The sequence below is a fragment of the Lysobacter sp. Soil_N_23 genome, assembly GCF_057656135.1.
This window is the reverse complement of sequence record NZ_JBDGKY010000017.1, coordinates 11,873-30,522: the sequence shown is the minus strand read 5'-3', so window position 1 is coordinate 30,522 and position 18,650 is coordinate 11,873. Positions and strand designations below refer to the sequence as shown.

Here is an 18,650-nt window from a genome sequence, read left to right as displayed (position 1 = left end):
GTCAGGAGGATCCTGTTCATGGATGGTCTCCCCGATCAGATGGGGAGGTTCCATCACTCGATGCTGGATCGTGAGCAGACGTTGGCGATCCGCAACCAATATTCCCTCGGGGCATTCATCGCACTACTGTGCTTGGCCCGGAAGGGCGAGGCGCTGGAAGACGATCCGGCGCATTACCTGCCTTCTGCGTGTGCCTTTGACATCTTCCCGCGCATTCTCTACAGCCATCAACCACTTCGATATCGTCGGGAAAATCTGTTTGAGTGCCTTGACCGGATCTTCTGGAATCGGGTTTACACCGGTGGGGCCTACTACAGGTTCCCTATCGAAACCGTGCGGCCCAGTCTGCAGGCACTTGATGCCGATTCTTCGGCAGACCTTCCACGTATGTCAGGCAAGAGGTTTCGAGTGTTAGACACCGATCCACTCAAAGGTGTCGAAGAAAGGATGGCTCACGCTGTGTCGGTGACCTGATCATGATCGTTCGGTGGCGTGATCAATCTGAACTGGTCCACTGATCATCTCTCCCCGGTGCACGCAATAGAACTGGATGCCCGCGATGCATCGCCTGGACGCAATGTTTTGCGTGTCGCCCGCACGGGCGCTGGCGCGCCAGTCACACTACAAATGACGCCACCGCCTCAGATGCTTTGAGGCTACGGCCCAGTACAACCTGTGGTCTAAGTCGTGGTCCGCGCCGAACTGCGTTGACCGCTTGTCTTGGCTTGAGAGATCTGCGGCACAAGGCAACGCGGACGCCAAGTCGCGTCTTGGTGGCTTCCGGAGCGAAATGGTCAACTGCGAACCTCTCGCAAGTCCAAGAGACTAATGTCCGTATGTGGACCCCTCCTCTGACTGCAAGCATCCCGCATCCGGCGCCCTAGTCGACTGCGCACGTATATCCGGCCTCAGACTGAATGCACCGCCTAGCGATGCCGGGCTTGGGCTATTCGCGCGCCGGCTCCCAATCGCTTCTACGTGCTTACGCACCAGGACATTTAGGGGTTTGCCGACGCCGGACTTGCGTCAGGGCTTCAGGCGAAACCCCTATATCTCTCCACTGTTAGGCCGAACGCCTTCTCGAAGTACTGCGCGATCGCTTCAGCATCATCATCACTGTCCACTACTAGGTCTGTCAGCTGTAGTGAGCAGGGCGCGCCTTGAGTGTCGTCGAATCGCCTGCTGTCGACCTTCAATTTCTGTCCTCCAATAGCTCGTGGCATCGGAACAACGGACGAGAGGAGAGGAATCTCATCGCCGACGTTAGGCGACGCTGCAAGATCCAACTCACCCCAAATAGAAGCGTAGGAAGTCGTCGGAGAACTAAAGAGACTGATGTCAACCATAACTTTCATACTACCTCCAAGGGGCCGTCGGCACGAAAAGAGTACGTGCCATACGCTCTTCCGCGGACATATCGCACCCCATTAGCTTTCCAAGAGAAATCTGCGCATAGATTGTCCTGATTCGGTTTGCAAGATCGTCTGCATGCCCAATCCATGTTGTATTCATTCCCCCAGTGGCCCCCGGGTTTCGCGTGGAGAACGCATGCTCGTAAAGCATCTGGTCAAAGAACATCTTACCCTGCTTGACCTTTGCCTCACTAATCCGTTGCTGTGTGACTTGCTTTAGCGTGCCGCACTTGTCGTCCTGACCTTTGCAAATCCTGTCGTATGCCCGTTCTTGTTCGGGATTCATGTTGCGCGGGCGATTACCAAGCGTTTCAGACAGCCACGTAGAGACCTGGCCCGAAAGATCCCCGCGCATCCAAGGTTCTGAGAGATCGTCCATCGTGCCGCCGGCTGCTGCAGACGGCGGCCTGTGCATTGGCATAACCCGCTGAAGGCCGAGTGGGTCACCAAATACCATGGGCGAACTACCTACGTATCCGTACGTGGACGCACCGCCGGCCAATCCAATCGGATCGCTCTGCACATAACGGCCGCTGCCCGCATCATAGTCGCGAAAATAGTTGTAACTGAGGCCGCTTGCTGTGTCATCCCGTTGGCCCGGGAAGCGCATGTCAAAAACGAACGAAACTGCGTCGCCATCCGGGTCTTGATTCACCGAGCTGTTGCCGAAAGCCTCGCTGGCCAAGTCCCACGACCACACCGCCGCATCCCGTTGCGGCTCAATCACTGCTCGCGACGTGCCCAAGTGATCGGGTTCAACGTAGTGCAACTCGCCGCCAGCGATAACGCCGACTGGCAGAGTATCGAGCCAGATCAGTTGTTGAGTCGGCGCATTGCCGTTCTCGTAGTCGCCGATCCAATGTCCCGCCTCGTCGTAGATGATGTAGGTGTTTCGGGCGTCGACGTACTTCCAGACCCGCTCGCCCCTACCGTTGTAGGCGTACTGCATAGCCACGGCATTATCGCGCTCGGCCTGACTCATGCGGCCGGCGGCGTTGTATGCGAACTCCCGTGCGGTGCCGCCGATCGACGTGGTGTTACCGATCGCGTCGTAGCTGCGGGCAACACCGCCCACAGAGGCGAGTCGATGGCTATCGGTGGGGTAGGAATAGGTCTGCGCGCCAGCCGAGTTAATGAAGCTGGTTCGATTGCCGGTAGCGTCGTAGCTGTACTGCTCAATTGGAGTCCCCGTCGGGCCGTCCTTGAATGCGGTCAGTCTGTTCAAAGCGTCGTAGACGAAGGTGATGCGCGGTGGCTGCTCTAGGCCGCTCGTATGGAGGCTGGCTACGTTTCCTACAGCGTCCCAGCCGTAGCCGAGATTCAAGCCGCCTGAGCCGGTGCCTGTGCTCATGATTGTCTTCGGCCGATAGTCCAGGTCCAATGTGCGGGTCATCGTGCGACCGTTGCCAAAGGTCCAGCCGGCTACAGGGCCAAACGGGTGGTAAGTGGCGCCAGTCAACAACACCTGGCGGGTTCCGCCCGAAGCGGTCACTCCGACTTCCGTGGCCCGGCCAAGCCCGTCGCGGACGTAGTCGACCACCGTGCCATCCGGGTACTGGATGCCGCTGAGCTGACCGGCCTTCGTGTAGGCATAGCGAAGCGTGAACGCCTGACCGTTGGTAACCTGAACCTTGCGAGTCAAATTGCCGAATCGGTCATAGCAGTAGCGGGTACTGCCGCTGCCGTCATCCATTCGAGCAAGTCGACCGATGGCGAACGTTTCCTCGGCGGCACACTCAATCTGAACTGAGTCGTAGGTGTAGGCGACGTTCAAGCCAGCGTCGCTATAGGTGACGCCAGTTGGGCGGTTAAGTGCGTCATAGCTGTAGCTGGTCGGCTCACCTCGGGCATCCAGCGTGCTACTGAGGTTGCCGGCGCTATCGTGGCCATAGGTTGTCGCGCCGGTGTCCGGACTCTCTAGACGGGTCAGATCCCCGAACGCGTTGTACTTGTACTTCGTAGTCAGCCCGTTGGGATCGATCACCTCAGTCAGATTGTCCAGGGCGTCGTAGCGAAACTCGGTGGTTGCGTTGATGCCTCCCACGTTCTGGATGGTCTTGGTGAGACGGTTCATGGGGTCGAAGGTGTTGTCGCTGACTCGACCGAGCGCATCCGTGGTCGTGTCCATATTGCCATTTGCGTCGTACGTGAGGCCGGTGGGATGACCACCCGCATCCTTGATGGTTTGCAACTGGCTGAGCCCGTTGTAGACCCGAGACAAACTACGCTTCAGGCTTTCGTCATTGCCCTTAACCACTTCCTTTGTTCGATTTCCGGCATTGTCGAGCGTGTAGTAGATGCTATTTCCATCGGCATCGACTACGGCGATCAGGCGGTGCGCGGAGTCATACACATAGGATGTGAAGCTGCCATCCGGCAGTGTAGTGCTGCTGACTAGGCCAGTCGGGTAATAGGCGATCTGCGTGATTTGGTCATCTGTCTCAGAGCCTGCACCTGACCCCCGCACCTTGCGTGCGGTTAGCCAGCCTCGCGCGCTGTACGCAAAGTCGGTGATCACTCCATTGGCGTCCCTTACAGACAGCACGCGACCAGCGCCATCGTAGCGCAGCGTCTCTGTCACGTGCCCTAGAGCGTCCGTCACCTTCCATAGGTCGCCCTTGCGCCAAGAGCAGGCAGCGGCCTGCGCGGCGCAGTCGGGACTATCGGAAGGGTAGTACCGATATGAGGTGACGTCGCTGATATCCGTACGCGGGCCGTTCGTGGACGTCACCAACCCCGGAAGCGGGCAGGCACCTGACGTGACGTCGGCCTGCTCACAATATGTCGTGGTTACGACGCGCGAGATTCCATTTGTCGAATCTGTTACTGCCGAAGTCAGGGTCTGGCCGCGACTGTTGTACGTCCAGTTTGCTCGCGCGACCAGTATCCCGGCCGAGTCATAAGTGCGACGTTCAGTAGGAACTGCGAAGGTAGCGTGCCAGTCGGTCTGCGTAGTGCGCTTCGACGCAGAAACGTTTTCAGAGTCAATCTGCTGCGTCAGCAAGCCGCGAGAATTGTAATCATAGTTTGTTGTGGTGCCTAGAAAGTCTGTTGTGATGTCAGGATAGCCATTCGCGTCGTAGGTGCGGGCCTGAGATGCTCCCCCGCCGCAAGTTCCACAGAGCTTTTGGCTGGATGCCACCTTGGCGCGGCCAAGTTGTAGCTGGTACCCAAACGCCGAGGTATCGCCCAATGCATTTGTGACCCAAGATTGGTCAATGCCATACGTAATGGTGACGCGATCAATCTCGCTTTCTGGGGCGCCGCGACGACTTGAAACCGCTCGCCCACTCGAGTCGTACTCCCACGTGGCGTCACGTAAGCCAGCCTCGTCAACTCTGCCTGTCAGCAGTTGCGGATCGCGCGCATCTTCGTATAGATAACCAACGCTCGCGAACTGCGGCGGGGTGGCGTCGTTGGTTTGGTACGACGTGAAGGTGAGTCGATTCTGTCCGTCATAGAAGTACTTGACTAGCTTGCCGTCTGGGAGCTGGACGTTGTCGAGGAGGGTTCCAAGGTACGCGAGTACTAAGGTACGACCGCGACGATCGGTCACTAGATTGGGTCGACCGCTGCCATCATAGGTGACCTGGACGACGTCGCCATCTGGGTATTCGATGCGTTCGAGCCGGCCGGCGCTGTTGAACTGCTCGACTCGATTGTCGAGTGATGTGATACGCCAACTGCCGCCGGTCACTGCCGTCAGGCGCTCACTTACATCGGCATCCGGAACCCAGGCCGTGCCAACTTGGCGGAAGACATAGCTGTTTCCGGACGGGCGATTCAGCCTGCGCAAGCCGGTTCCAGCCGACGGCAGACTGACTTGATATTCATGGCGCCAGCGACTGCCTAAGGTAGAGCCGGGGTTGTTGGCGATAGCGACGCTGGTGTAGTAGCGCGTAAAGCCAAGATGGCCGCCAGCATCGGCGTAGTCAGCGGACTTTTCCGTCTTACTACCCGCAAACATGTTGATCTGCTGTACGAACTGGGCCTCTGCACGAGGCATGCATAGCACTGAAATCGCAGCGACAATTGATGCGATGGCAGTGTAACGAGCCAGTGCTTCCGGGCGAAACTGGCGGAATGCTTGCGATTGATGGTTGTAGAGCGGAACCGCCGAGTCAGAGTCCATTACCAATTTAGTATCCTCTTTGATAGGTGCCGCTCAGGCTCTTCCGCGCCAGATTGTTTTCACTTCTGCTCTCCGAGCAGGGTCCGGTCGGCTCTTCGCTACAAGGTGACGCTAGGCACCAGCCAGTAACCTGGTGATGCGCCTCGATTCACATCCCAAAGAACTCATCCCCAGCTGACGCTTGACATTGACTGCATTTGGCTGAGTCGAACGCAGGTGGGGCGCAAGTGTTGCCAGTTGAAATGGCCTTGCCGGTGCCATCAACGTTGCTCTGTTGCACGAACTCGCACCCAGATTCGCACTCAATTGCACCTTGAGAGAGGGCTGGCGGCCTACTCTGGGCTGGCCGCGCAGCACAGCTGTTGATCGTGTTCCACTCCCGCCCAACGGCGTCGAAGAATCCAGCGCTTTCATTGCACGTGTACTGATCGAACTGAAATCGGGCGGTGAATCGGGATCTACTTGGCCCCCGTGCGAAGACAGGACATACATGTCCTGACGTCTTTCCGATAGTTGCAGCTCGGTTGTGGTTGCTGATGTATGCATTGGCCAGCTGCCACACGACCGAAACGGCGACGCCTTCATCCTCACAGAGCGGCGTGATACCAAATCGATCACTCCGACACAGACTGTAGTCTTGGGCGCTAGCCTCTTTGATGTACGCAAAGCAGGAAAGGAAGAGGAATGCGAAGGTAGTAGGTGCGAGGTGACTTCGCGCAACGCGTCGCTTCCGCACAGAGCGATTTTCCGGCATCTCATCCCCCATATCCTTGGACTGCTCTCTTGCCGACGGAGCTGCAGCTTACCCCTTTGAAGAATTGAACAGCAGCCGTGTTCCAGGGCAAGGGGTCTCCCGCTTCGATGTGACAGTGATCACGGGAATCGTTATGGCCAACATATGAGCCTGATGCGGAGCAGCACTCCCACTAGGTAAAGCACCTACACCCGGTCTGGTCTCCGCCTGTCATCGTGAGCTTAACCTCGCATCTCCAGAATATGTGTCCTACTCAGCATTCATTCGCCTTCTCGACGTGGAAGTAGGTTGATGCGCAGACGTTTCCAGTTGGTGATCCGACGCTCTCCGATGCGGAGATGTGTTCGAACTGGTATTCGCAGCCTCCTTGACAGCTCGCTCCGTCAACGTTGGCGCCGACCGGAATTGTTGGGCGCGCAGAACAGCTGTTGACCTTTCTGGCTGAATACTCCACATCTCCGAGCGTTTTCGCATACGGTTGTCGGCAGTCCCTAACAGCGTCGCTTCCAGAGCGAGACGCGCATTTCCAGAGATAATAGTCGAGCCCATGCTGGGGAAGGCAGCGGTGCGGCGCCTCGATCCTCCAACCGCCGGGCGCCGTAGCAGCCCACGCCTCAAAGCCCGCCATGTCCGCCATGCAAGCAGCGTAGGCGGCCCCTTGGTCTGGATATCCCTTTGCGTACGCGCTGTGCGTGGACGGCAGTACGAAACTGGTCGCAACGAAGATCGAAGCTATAAGCGCAGACACAGGACGAGTGCGGCCCTTTCGGGCGCTACAGGTCCTCGTCGAGCTCGTGCCCAAGCGGGTGAAAGAGTGGAAGGTGAGCGGTATGGCCCACCGTACGATCGCATTGACGTAGTTGCCGGACATCCTTGCCTCTCCTCGCTTCTATCGACCCGCGAACTAGTTGGTATAGCACTCGTTGCCTTTGTCTGGCAGGAGGTTAGCTGGAGCGCAAGTTTGGCCGCTTGGTGTCGTCGTTCCCACGCCATCTGAACTGTATTCGCATCCGCTCTGGCATTCCGTGCCGTTCGCGGGCGCTGGAGACGAGACTGAAGGGCGCGCCTCGCACGTCTTGGCGACTGGATAGTAGAACTGCGATGTCCATAGATAGGTAGAAAGTGCGGAAAATCCGCCCGAGGCATTGCATGCCGCAGCTTGATAGTACTTCTTGCCCGTAGCAGATCCTGAGCCGGTAAACGGACCTCGCGCGCAAGGGGTTGTGCGGCTCTTTGCGTAGTCATCCATAAGTGCGTAGCCGATTTGCGCCCATCGGATGGCCGTCGCATAAGCAGCGCCTTGATCGCACAGGCTAGAGGTCGAGCTCGCACAGGGATCGTTACGGTTGTCGACGGTTGCCAAGGCGTGATCACTGCACAAAGCAAGGACAAGCAACAACAGCACTTGTGGGCCTGTTGAGTGCCAGGAGGACACTAGGGAACTTTGCATTCGTTGGCCTTCGTACTATCGAGAAGGGTTCAGCGCACGTGCGCTCGCTAGATGTTGCCTAACTCAGACCGTCCCCCCTGCACTCGGAACCGGGATGTCATAAGAGTCCGCCTGGCGGTGCTTGGGTTGGGATGACAGGGTGAGATTGACACGACAATATTCACGGGGTGGTAGAAGTGGGGGGCTCGATAGGTCGTAGATGCCGCCGGAGGACGCACACTCTGCGGAGAAGTAGTGGCCCTTGTACTTGGCCCAATGAGAGCTGTTTGTAGGCCCTTGGCACAAGAGGTCGAGTTCTGGATTTGGCCTGTCGCTATCCCGAGAGCTGCCCCCGGCCACGTAATCGCGGACGTGTAGGCGGTCCCCTGATCACAGGTGCTTTCTCCGCTTGTACAAGGATCGCCTCGATTGTCGATCGTCGCTTGGGCAGAGCCAGTAAACAGTTGCAGCCAAAGTAGCACCCGATTCCGGGTGATGCGACCCAAGGAGGTCATGGAATGTCGCACTCGTTCGACTTGTCCAGCACCGGCAGGATGACAAGGCAGACATCGCCGTTCGGTATGAGTTGTTGCCCGTCGCTTCGCTTGGAACAGCCAGCAATGCACTGCATGCCATTGACCGGTGGTAGTGCTAGTGCTGTTGACGCCGGTTCGGTGAGGCAAGACGCTGTGGCGGGATATCTGTGTGTCCCGTCAAAGTCCCAGCAAGGATTCTGCAAACCATTAGCTATCTGGAGAACCCTGCAGTACCAGTAGGGTCCTCCAGCATTTGATTCTTTGGTGCAGTACGGCGACTCGTAGACATTCGGCTTTCGCTGGACCTGCAAGCGAGCAGTTTCGATACAGGCAAGGAATGCATCACCTTCGCGTGCATGGAACACGGCCGCGTAGGATGGTTGCGATCCCCATAGCGGCAGCGCCAGGATCAGCAATTGAACGAGCGACGTCATTGGCGCCGAGACCACATGCACACGTTTCTCGTTGTGCACTACCAGGTGTCCAGAATTGTCTTCACTTTGGTCCTGCTTTCCGTTACGTCAACCAAGCGCAGTGAGGCGCGCAGTCCTCGGGTTGGATCGAGCGAAGATCCATCACGTCGGTTGATCCCATTCCCTTGCGGCCCCCTGTTGCTCTGTTCGCGAGCATCCTGAATCGTTCGCGCGTCTGTCAAGGCGCGCTCCATCGGTGCTGTGACCTCCGTCAAGGTTAGTGTGCGCCGACTTTCGGCCTGTCCCTCGATTGGCGACGCCGAAGCGACTTCCGCATTCTTGGGAGTATCCGGGAGTGATTCCTACGCGGCGCGGCTGGCCGCATCGCTATTGCTGTCGCCGCGGGAGCAATCGACGTTGCGCGAGAACGAGTTCGTCTGTCCCCTCCTTTACCACTTCAAACGGGGTGGCAAGAGGAAGCCACCCAAACGATTGCGAACAACCTGCAGATGGCAAACCGGTCGGACCGGCGTCGGCAACCCCTAGACCTGGTGCGTAAGCACGTCAAAGCGATTGGGAGCCGACGCGCGAATAGCCCATCAAGGCCCAGCATCGAAGCGATGCAGTAGTCCGAGGCCGGATATACATGCGCAGTCGACGAGGGCGCCGGATGCAGGATGCTTGCGGCCACGGGAGGAGTCCATATACGGACATCCGGGACAGCATCGGGGATGGGCTAAACTCACAGGACCTCAATCCCGCGGCTCGCCAATGAACAGTGATCCTCACTCTGAGTTGGTTGATCACCTCGTGAACGAAGTTCGGTAGTCCTGCGAGGAGGGGAGGAAGCGCCGTACCAAGCGGGCCTTGGGGATGTGAACTGTCCCCGCGAAGAGATGGTCAGTTCGGTATCCTCGCTTATCTAGCACCTACTTGTGATGCACAACGTGCCGACAACAGACCTCAATAGCCCTGCCGCTACGCGAGCGGTATTGCGCACTTTCTTTCGCATTTCTGCGGCATGGGAGCTGGATACCGCGGAGGAAGCGACCTTGCTCGGCGAGTTTCCAGCGATCGTGGGGACGTGGCGTGAGCGAGCGCCCGAGGAACCGCTTCCGCCGGCGACACTCGAACGACTGTCTCATCTGTTCGGAATCTACGCTTCGCTGGCGGAGCTGTTCCACGATCCTGGTCGCGTACATGCTTGGCTTCGTCAGCCCAATACAGCACCGTTGTTCGGTGGCGACTCAGCCTTGGCGCGCATGCTTCATGGACGTGTGGATGACTTGCGGGCCGTCCGCGAGTACCTTGACGCGCAGCTCGATCATTGATCCCTCGTCGCGGCCATTCCTGGTCGACAGACAGGGGACGGGCGAGGCCGAGCCTCCGGGCGACGCAACAGCAGTCATCGGCGCTGCTCTGTGTGCCCGCCTACAGGTAGTCGGTGTGGGTCCAATCAGCCCGTATGCGCCCCGTAGCTGCTAGCCAGGCCATGCGCAACGCGTGTGCATCGACCAAGGCGTGATGTCGTTTGGCCGCCGCTTGGGGGTGAGACAAGAACCAACTCTCCAGTAGCAGCGTGGTGAGCCCTTCGCGATCCATGCATGTCATGACGAGCGATGGCAAAGGCATATCGTTGATGATCCCTGCATCGGACCGATTGAATCCGGCCAGGACTAGCTTCAGAAGCCCTAGATCTTTTGGATGATCGGCTAGCACGCAAGGTTCATCTACGTGCGTCAGGAAAGCGCGAAGCGCGGCTGTAAGTGCGGAGTCGGACATGGCCGCCGGACCTCGCTCCAGCAGCGGATAGACCACGCGTCGGACAAAATCAGTCGCCTCTGCAGGCAAGGTTGCGTGCTCCGCATAGAACACCAGCTGGCCGTCCTCACTCACCAAGGCCAAGCTTACTAGGTCGGCGCCGTTGGCGTCAGCCCACTCGGTGTCCAGGAATAGGTAGGTTGGCTCCGGCATGCAACCTCGCTCAATGACGCCCCACGATGTTACGACGCTCGAGGAACTCCGCGGCCCCTGAAGATCTCATGATGGTCTCTTGCTGGTGCGCTCGCTGGAATGATCGGGATCGGCCAGAAGCAGGCACAAAGGCAATGCGTGCGATCCATGCCTTGGGAGTGTGCCGTCCAGCGCGACGCGTTCTTCACCCTTCGTATCCGCATCCAAATGGCCGACTAGGTCAGTCCGTGCGTATCAGCCAGTACGCGCCGGCGCCGCCCTCTCCGAAGGCTACTGATCTTTGCACAAACTCGGGGAAGGAGCCTTCACCGCGGAGCCATTAAGTCACTGTGGCTGGCTCCGCCACGAGTTAGCGTGTGCATGTTCACTTGTCGAAACGCGTCGGTGGCAGGCGAGAACGACGATGGATCAGCGCGAATGACGGTTTCTGCGCTCAATCGTGAAGCGCCGCCGTCCAGGTTACCGGAATCGATCGCGGCACGGCTGGTCGATTCACCTACCTACCTGGACGAACTCATCACCAGCATCTGGAGTAAGTATCACTCCAAAAGCAGGCCAACCTACGTCCGCCTCGTCCGTTTTCGGCCCTTAGCCGGTTGGGCAGGACGCGTACTGACAAACGCGGCCGATTGAATCTCACTTCTGAGCTCGTCGTTCTCCGTCTGGAGCCGATAGTTCTGCTGGGCCAGCAGTTCCTTGTCCCGGGACAGCGCTGCAATCAGCGCTCTAAGCTCAAGCTCTGTCTTCCGCCGCTGGCGATTCTCCTCTTGCTTTGGCAAATTTCGCTTCGTATTGGCCTCGCTGATCTGTCCCAGGAGATCACGGTGCGTGGCATACAGCTGGCTCCTCGCACGTTCGGCCTCTTTAGCCACCATCGCCGGCGTGATCTTCTGCTTGGGTCGAACCCGGACATGCAGTGCAGCTCCTTCCTGGATCCTCTTGAGGGCAAGGATGAAGTCATGGCGCACGTCGATCGCGCGATCCTTCGCGCCTTCGACTATGCCGGCGGCCTTCCTGGGGACACTCATCCTTCCACCTCGCCTGTCAGCTCCGCAATGATCGGCCTGATCGTATTGGCAAGCAGATCAAGCTGGTCATCCCTCTCGACAACACCTAGGTCTCCTTGCGCCAATGCCCGCACGCTTCGCCTTTCCATGCGCTTCCATGCGGGCAGAAACTCCGCGGGGACGAATGCGTTCTCGCATGCCCGGACGTTTCTTGGATCCAACATGCAGCCGACCACCCCAGTGCACAGCCCCCTGTCACGAAATCCCATGCAGTAAGAGATGCCAGTGGATTTGAAGTTGATGGCCGAAGACAGGCCGGAAACAAACGAATCCTTGCCTTCCTGGGACGCCAGCCCGAGAAACAACGAGTTGCGCTCCGCGCGAAAGCCCTTGGCCGCCTTCCCGGCAACGATGCCCGTCTCCATGATCCTTGCGAGCACTTTCGTTTTGAACTGTTCGTAGTACTCGAGGATTAATCCGGTCATTTCCACATCGTCCACGTCGTACCACGCAGTCATGTCCAGCGCCATGTGCTTGAAATGCTCCTGCAAGTAGCGAAGGTTCAACAGGTTGGCGGCCATGAAGCGGGCAAATGTCCGCCTGAACTGGTGACACGCCAGACGCCACAGCTCGCCTTCGTAACGAATGTCAAATTCTCTGACAAAAGCGCGCAGACAGTCATACGTGTTCGTCAGAACGGATATGCGGTTTCCGAACTCGCTAGGCTCCGACCGGGCGCCGACGCACAAGAACAACTGGTCCTTGATCTCATCAATCTCTCGCAGGCGGGCCTGATAGGCAGCTTTTCGCCGCGGCGACTTGACCGTCTCGATCGCCGCCTCCAGCCAATCCCTCTCGGCAGCAAGCTTCTCGGCATAGGGCCGCGACAACTCAGTTGCTACTGAGACAGCCTGTTGCACCACCGGTGGAACCATCCACTTGGCTCGCTTCCTGCGCAGCTTGGTGGTCAGGCCATCCAGCCATAGGAAACCTTCATCGTCCGTGGTCAAGCTTGCCTTGTGGAAGCTGGCGGACTCACCTTTGCGCACGCCCACGAAGAACAGCAAGACGATCAGGCAGGCGGTACGAAGCAATGTCACTTGGCGCGTCAACTCCAAGCCATCGGATACACCGGCCCCTGCCGCCGCGCTGCGCCTGGCCCTGTCGCGGGCCGCGCGAGACTGCCCACGACACGGCCACGCGCCTTCGCGAGCAAGATGCGCGTCAAGAATGGCCGCGGAGTCATCAATTAGCCTGACCGCATGCCGGATCAGCACCGTAGCGACAGAATCAGGAATGACCGGTGTCTTGCGATTGCGCCTCTCCTGATTGACATTCCCCAAGAGCTCGAACGCTGACTCGTTCGGGTACGGTTGGAATGCCAGCGCGTCATTGAGCTGAAGGCGAAAGTCGTAGAGGTACTCAAGAATCTTGAGATGGCCCAGCCTCCTGTTTGGGGACAGGTCCGAGTCCACCGTCAGCCTGATGAAACCTTTGGCCTGACCGGCCGTAATCTTTGAGAACTGGCAGATTCGTCGCGCGACCATGTACCGGAGCAGCGACTTCATGTCCGTAAATACCCTCTTGACAGTAGAAGGCCTCAGGGTCGCGCCATTGTTCTTCTGGATCACGTCCAGTGCCCGTTGCGCACTTCTCCTTAGCGCCGTGTGCTCGGGATCTGCGAACGAAGTCCGCTTGTCTGCCAGTTCAAAGTCCCATTTGATGACCTTGCTGTTTGGAGGAACGCTCTTGTCAGTCCAAACCGGGCGGTAGTCCCACCGATCGTCATAAAGCCTGGATTTCGGGGTCACGTGATTTCCCCGATCTGACGCAGCCGGCCGGGCGGCTCGCTCTTTGGCGCCCCGGTTCACGTTTCCGACTCCCAGTCGTCATCTATTTCCCACAGCGGATGGGGATTAGCCTTGGCCGCCACCTTCACCTGTTCAATCCATTGCGTATCACCCAGTCGCGGCGCGATTTCCTCATCGATGACTTTGAGAATCCAGCAGTAGCCGGCTTCCCATCGTTTCCGATCGATCCGATGTTGCTTGGCGTGGATAAACCAGTAGAACGAGAACAGGCGATGGGCGTCTTCTCTCAGGATGACGACGTTGGGACAACGCAGGCACACCATGAACTCCGAGCACGCCTCACCGGGCTTGACCCCTTTGACCGGAGAGTTCCAGGGATTCTTGCATTTGGCGACCCGCATGTTGTGCTCTCCGCTCAAGAGCCGGTCAACCTCTTCAGGACCTAGATGCAGATCCTTGGCCAGCGCCTGCCTGTCTGGCAGAGATCCCTCTCCGAGCGCCCAGGCTTGCATGGCAAGGCCAGCGAAGCGAAATGCATGCTTGCGCTCCTTGGCATCGGGATCGATGTAGCGCATCGTTGCTCGAAGGGACTTGTGCGTGAGCCGCTTCTTCAGTTCGATGATGTCGCCACCATTGGCTTTCAACAGCCCCTCGGCGAACGACGGCCTGCACCGCCTCAAGTTCAGTACCAAGCGTCCACCCTCGTCGTCCCGGAGATCGTATCGTTCGGCGAATGCTCGCAACGGTTGGAAGTAGTTTGTCTCGCCGAGAGGAATCGCCTGCCGGCCCGTTCCGGTCCCGCGGGGCCGCGCCAGCCAGAGTAGCCTTCGATAACATTGTGCGGCCTCTTGCCGCACTGACCCCGTTAGTTTTTCCACCTCGGCAATCAGCTCCGCCTCTCGCAGCGAAAGCGGAAGAGTGCTCATGTCCGGGTTCGGTTTGACCGGATGGTTGGGTGTGAGCCCCGATCGGAACTTGATCCCACCCCTCACCCATCCCAGACCGGATATGTTGCTCGGCACCACACAACCGATCTCAAGTCCCAGCAGAACCCCTGCATTGAATCCTGTTCTTAGCGCGAGCAGAAGGAGGTAGGGAATGAGCCTGATCATCCCGCTGCCCTTGAGGTTCTCACACCCCACTGCATCGACCTCTTTCCGCGTGCCCTCGATCGCCCTGTGGCAGGCGCGGATGATCTGATCCCTTTCCTTGACCGTGTAGGGCTTTGTCTGATTATCAACATGCCCCTTGGTGACGCCCCAAGGAATGATCAGGTCACGAGGCAATTTGCTGTCGTCATCACGCAGCAACTCGGTGAGCACAGCGGCAAGCGACTTCCACCAACGCAACGGAGTCCCCTCTGCGAGGGGCTTTTCACCTCGCCGTCGCTGTGCAAGGCGCTGTGCCCAGTAGTTGAAGTCAACGAGCACGTCGGTCGTTAGCTCGGACACTCGCGCCACTTGTGGGTGTCTGGCACGTATGAACTCGAAGAAGCGATCTATCGCAACCACATACGTTTCGAGCGTCCTCGCCCGAAACGCAATGCGTCTCCTCCAGATGGCGACCGCGAAGTTCCACGCGATGTCGCCCTTTCCTCTCGTAAGCCTATATCGCGAAAGGTCGATTTCGAGACCATTGGCGCGGAACGCGTAACCAGGAGGCTCGTTTCGCATCGGGACGACTCGCTTCCCGCCCGATGCAGGCTTGTAGTCCTTACGGCGTCTCGCGATGTCACCCACGGCGCACCTCCGCGGAGAGGATTCCATCTATGCTTTGCTGGTAGCGCTCCAGTGAGCCTTTCTCGTCGAAATCGCCGGTGTGCTCGTAGATCTCTGTTGAACTGATGCTCCTGTGCCCAAGAAGCTTCTGAACCTTTCGAAGATCGCCCGTCGCAGCGTACGTATCAGTCGCAAATGTATGACGGAATTTGTGCGGGTTCGCATGCACTCCTACCGACTGCCCAATCCTGCTGATCTTGGTACTGAGCCAACTCAGGTTCAGTAACTTTCCCTTTGCGGTCAACCAGAACGCCGACGGCTCTTCGCCGTACCGCTGTCTGTACAGTTCCGCTCGTTGGGGACGCACGAGCATGCCCCAATGGTGCAGTTCGCTAACCAATCCGCGGGTCAGGAATGCGTCGCGAGAATCCCCGTTCTTTGTGTTGGTTAGCCGCAGGGAGAGCATCGGGCGATCTGAGCTCATCAGTCGCTTAGTCAAGGATTGGACGGCCTTGAACTCGATGGATGCCAGTTCAGCGCGGCGCATGCCTGTCATCGCCCAAACTGCCATCTGTAACTGCTCTTCCCAGTCATTTGCGGCCCTTAAAAGCAGGCGCATCTCGTCCAAGGCAAAGTGCTGGGGAAGCGTTATCGGCGCAGGGACCGTCACATCGTACTTCTTTCGACGCTTTCCGCGACCGCGGTCGGACACGTTCAAGGTCCGGCTATTCAGGTCGACCCGATCGATCGGAGTCCGCTCTATCGAACCTTGCTTGACCTGAAACGCATAGAACAAGGCGATTGCCGACAAATGCGCATTAACTGTGCCCGGCTCACACCGCTCCAAGCTCCAGTCTCGGTAGAGCGCGATGTGCTTCTTGTTGACGGCGTCCCAACGTAGCTTTCGAGCTTCAAGCCAACTGAAGAAGTCGACAATGCGATAGCCGTACGCCTGCCAGGTCAAAGGCTTGTTGCGAGTTCGCCCACTGATTACGGCTACGTTAAAGAGCCACTCATTGACCGGACTGACCAGTTCCATCTTTTCGTCAAGCACGAAGGGAACGCGGGGGCGTTGCGTCGCGCCCACCGCGAACTGTGAATCAGTGAAGAACAACTCCATGTCTGTCTTCCCTTGAAATGGAAGAAAGCTGGCACGACGAGAAGATACCCCCCATCGTGCCAGACATCAAGACAGACACTAAACACACCTAAGATATTGTTCTACAAGCTAATACCTATAACCATCACCTAAAATTTACCGTAATACCCTTCCTTCAAGGCATCGAACAGGTTGGCGGCGGTGTGCATCTCGCCGTCGTACTCGATCTGTTCGTTGCCCTTGACCTCCAGCACGCTGCCGTCTTCCAGCTCGAAACGGTAGGTCGTGTTCTCCAGGTCCGCTTCCTTGACCAGCACGCCCTGGAAGGCCGCCGGGTTGAAGCGGAACGTGGTGCAGCCCTTCAGGCCCTGCTGGTGGGCGTAACGGTAGATGTCCTTGAACTGCTCGTACGGGTAGTCGGTCGGGACGTTGGCGGTCTTGGAGATCGAGCTGTCGACCCACTTCTGCGCCGCGGCCTGCACGTCGACGTGCTCCTTGGGCGAGATGTCGTCGGCGGAGATGAAGTACTCCGGCAGCCTGGCGTGCTCCTCGTCGGAGAACGGCATGGCCTTGGCGTTGATCAGCTCGCGGTAGGCCAGCAGCTCGTAGGAGTAGACATCGACCTTTTCCTTCGACTTCTTGCCTTCGCGGATCACGTTGCGGCTGTAGTGGTGCGCGAACGACGGCTCGATGCCGTTGGAGGCGTTGTTGGCCAGGCTCAGCGAGATCGTCCCGGTCGGCGCGATCGAACTGTGGTGGGTGAAGCGCGCGCCGGTCTCGGCCAGCTCGTCCACCAGCTCCGGCGCCACCGCGGCGACGCGCTGCATGTAGCGGCTGTAGCGGGCGTGCAGCACGCGGCCCGGGATGTCCTGGCCGATCTTCCAGCCGTCCTTGACCATCTCCGGACGCTTGCGCAGCATCTCGGCGTCGACCGCGAACAGCTCGTCCATGATCGGCGCGGCGCCCTTTTCCTTCGCCAGCGCCAGGCCCATTTCCCAACCGGCCACGGCCATCTCGCGGGAGATGCGCTCGGTGAACTCGCACGACTCCTTGCTGCCGTACTTCATGCGCAGCATGGTCACGGTGCTGCCCAGGCCGAGGAAGCCCATGCCGTGGCGGCGCTTGCGCATGATCTCGTTGCGCTGCTGTTCCAGCGGCAGGCCGTTGACCTCGACCACGTTGTCGAGCATGCGGGTGAACACGCGCACGACTTCCTTGTATTCCTCCCAGTCGAAGGAGGCCTGGTCGGTGAACGGGTCGCGCACGAACTTGGTCAGGTTGACCGAGCCCAGCAGGCAGGCGCCGTAGGCCGGCAACGGCTGCTCGCCGCAGGGGTTGGTCGCGCGGATGTTCTCGCACCACCAGTTGTTGTTCATCTCGTTGACGCGGTCGATGAGGATGAAGCCTGGCTCGGCGTAGTCGTACGTCGAGACCATGATCATGTCCCACAGGTGGCGGGCACGGATGTGGCCGTAGATCTTGCAGGCCACCAGGCCGTCCTCGCGGACGATGTAGTTGCGGTGGGTCGGCCACTCGCGCCACACGACCTGGGTCGCGTCGTCGAGGTTGATGTCGCCCTTTTCCTTCATGTTGACCGGGAACACCAGCGGCCAGTCGGCGTCGGTGTCGACCGCTTCCATGAAGCCGTCTGTGATCAATAGCGACAGGTTGAACTGGCGCAGGCGGCCGTCTTCGCGCTTGGCGCGGATGAAGTCCTTCACGTCCGGATGGGAGACGTCGAATGTGCCCATCTGCGCGCCGCGACGGCCACCGGCCGAGGACACGGTGAAGCACATCTTGTCGTAGATATCCATGAAGGACATCGGGCCGGAGGTGTAGGCGCCGGCGCCGGCGACGAAGGCGCCGCGCGGACGCAGCGTCGAGAACTCGTAGCCGATGCCGCAACCTGCCTTCAGGGTCAGGCCCGCTTCGTGGACCTTCTCCAGGATGCCGTCCATCGAGTCCTCGATGGTGCCCGAGACGGTGCAGTTGATGGTCGAGGTGGCCGGCTTGTGCTCCAGGGCACCGGCGTTGGAGGTGATGCGGCCGGCGGGAATGGCCCCGCGGCGCAGCGCCCACACGAACCGCTCGTTCCAGTACTGCTGCTTCTCGGCATTGGGCTCGGCTTCGGCCAGGGCCTTGGCCACGCGCTGGTAGGTGGCGTCGATATCGGAATCGACGGCCTTCCCCGTCTTGGTCTTCAGCCGGTACTTCTTGTCCCAGATGTCCTGGGAAGCGGGCTGCATGGGGATTTCCCTGTCAGCCGCGGCCGCCTTGACCGCCTCGAGGCGCACTGTGCTCATGCCTGTCCTTTCTCCTCGTTCTGGCAGCGGATCGGGACCGCTGCCGGTGGATTCTTATATTG

11 protein-coding genes are annotated in these 18,650 nt (G+C 58.9%); 2 read left to right on the top strand and 9 right to left on the bottom strand.

Features of this window, described 5'->3' with window-relative positions; translation table 11 throughout:
• Positions 1–18 precede the first annotated feature (18 nt).
• Complete coding sequence (locus AC3A3X_RS13155) at positions 19–474, top strand: hypothetical protein (RefSeq protein ID WP_487583476.1); 456 nt, start codon at positions 19–21, stop codon at positions 472–474.
• A gap of 560 nt (positions 475–1,034) precedes the next feature.
• On the opposite strand, the gene AC3A3X_RS13150 is transcribed toward AC3A3X_RS13155, so the two are convergent.
• The 3 genes from AC3A3X_RS13150 to AC3A3X_RS13140 all read right to left on the bottom strand — a co-directional run bounded on the left by AC3A3X_RS13150 (position 1,035) and on the right by AC3A3X_RS13140 (position 8,736).
• The gene (locus AC3A3X_RS13150) at positions 1,035–1,355 is read right to left on the bottom strand and encodes a hypothetical protein (protein ID WP_487583475.1); all 321 of its coding nucleotides are present in this window, start codon (positions 1,353–1,355) and stop codon (positions 1,035–1,037) included.
• A gap of 1 nt (position 1,356) precedes the next feature.
• Entirely contained in the window at positions 1,357–5,544 is a 4,188-nt protein-coding gene (locus AC3A3X_RS13145) for an RHS repeat-associated core domain-containing protein (RefSeq protein WP_487583474.1), read from the bottom strand.
• A gap of 2,694 nt (positions 5,545–8,238) precedes the next feature.
• Positions 8,239–8,736, bottom strand: a complete 498-nt coding sequence (locus AC3A3X_RS13140) for a hypothetical protein (protein ID WP_487583473.1) — start codon at positions 8,734–8,736, stop codon at positions 8,239–8,241.
• Positions 8,737–9,614: 878 nt separating this feature from the next.
• Between AC3A3X_RS13140 and AC3A3X_RS13135 the strand changes: the two genes are divergently transcribed.
• On the top strand, positions 9,615–10,007 hold the full coding sequence (locus tag AC3A3X_RS13135; RefSeq protein ID WP_487583517.1) for an MbcA/ParS/Xre antitoxin family protein: 393 nt from the start codon (positions 9,615–9,617) through the stop codon (positions 10,005–10,007).
• A 100-nt stretch (positions 10,008–10,107) separates the two neighbouring features.
• On the opposite strand, the gene AC3A3X_RS13130 is transcribed toward AC3A3X_RS13135, so the two are convergent.
• The 6 genes from AC3A3X_RS13130 to AC3A3X_RS13105 form a co-directional block, all read right to left on the bottom strand.
• Entirely contained in the window at positions 10,108–10,572 is a 465-nt protein-coding gene (locus tag AC3A3X_RS13130) for a hypothetical protein (protein WP_487583472.1), read from the bottom strand.
• A 638-nt stretch (positions 10,573–11,210) separates the two neighbouring features.
• Positions 11,211–11,678 (bottom strand): hypothetical protein, encoded by a 468-nt coding sequence (locus AC3A3X_RS13125; RefSeq protein WP_487583471.1) that lies wholly within the window; start codon positions 11,676–11,678, stop codon positions 11,211–11,213.
• The gene (locus tag AC3A3X_RS13120; RefSeq protein ID WP_487583470.1) at positions 11,675–13,468 is read right to left on the bottom strand and encodes a hypothetical protein; all 1,794 of its coding nucleotides are present in this window, start codon (positions 13,466–13,468) and stop codon (positions 11,675–11,677) included. The genes AC3A3X_RS13125 and AC3A3X_RS13120 overlap by 4 nt, the downstream gene beginning before the upstream one ends.
• A 56-nt stretch (positions 13,469–13,524) precedes the next feature.
• Positions 13,525–14,919, bottom strand: a complete 1,395-nt coding sequence (locus AC3A3X_RS13115) for a hypothetical protein (RefSeq protein ID WP_487583469.1) — start codon at positions 14,917–14,919, stop codon at positions 13,525–13,527.
• A 280-nt stretch (positions 14,920–15,199) separates the two neighbouring features.
• Positions 15,200–16,306, bottom strand: a complete 1,107-nt coding sequence (locus AC3A3X_RS13110) for a tyrosine-type recombinase/integrase (RefSeq protein WP_487583468.1) — start codon at positions 16,304–16,306, stop codon at positions 15,200–15,202.
• A gap of 128 nt (positions 16,307–16,434) precedes the next feature.
• Complete coding sequence (locus AC3A3X_RS13105) at positions 16,435–18,588, bottom strand: adenosylcobalamin-dependent ribonucleoside-diphosphate reductase (RefSeq protein ID WP_487583467.1); 2,154 nt, start codon at positions 18,586–18,588, stop codon at positions 16,435–16,437.
• Between the last annotated feature and the right edge of the window lie 62 nt (positions 18,589–18,650).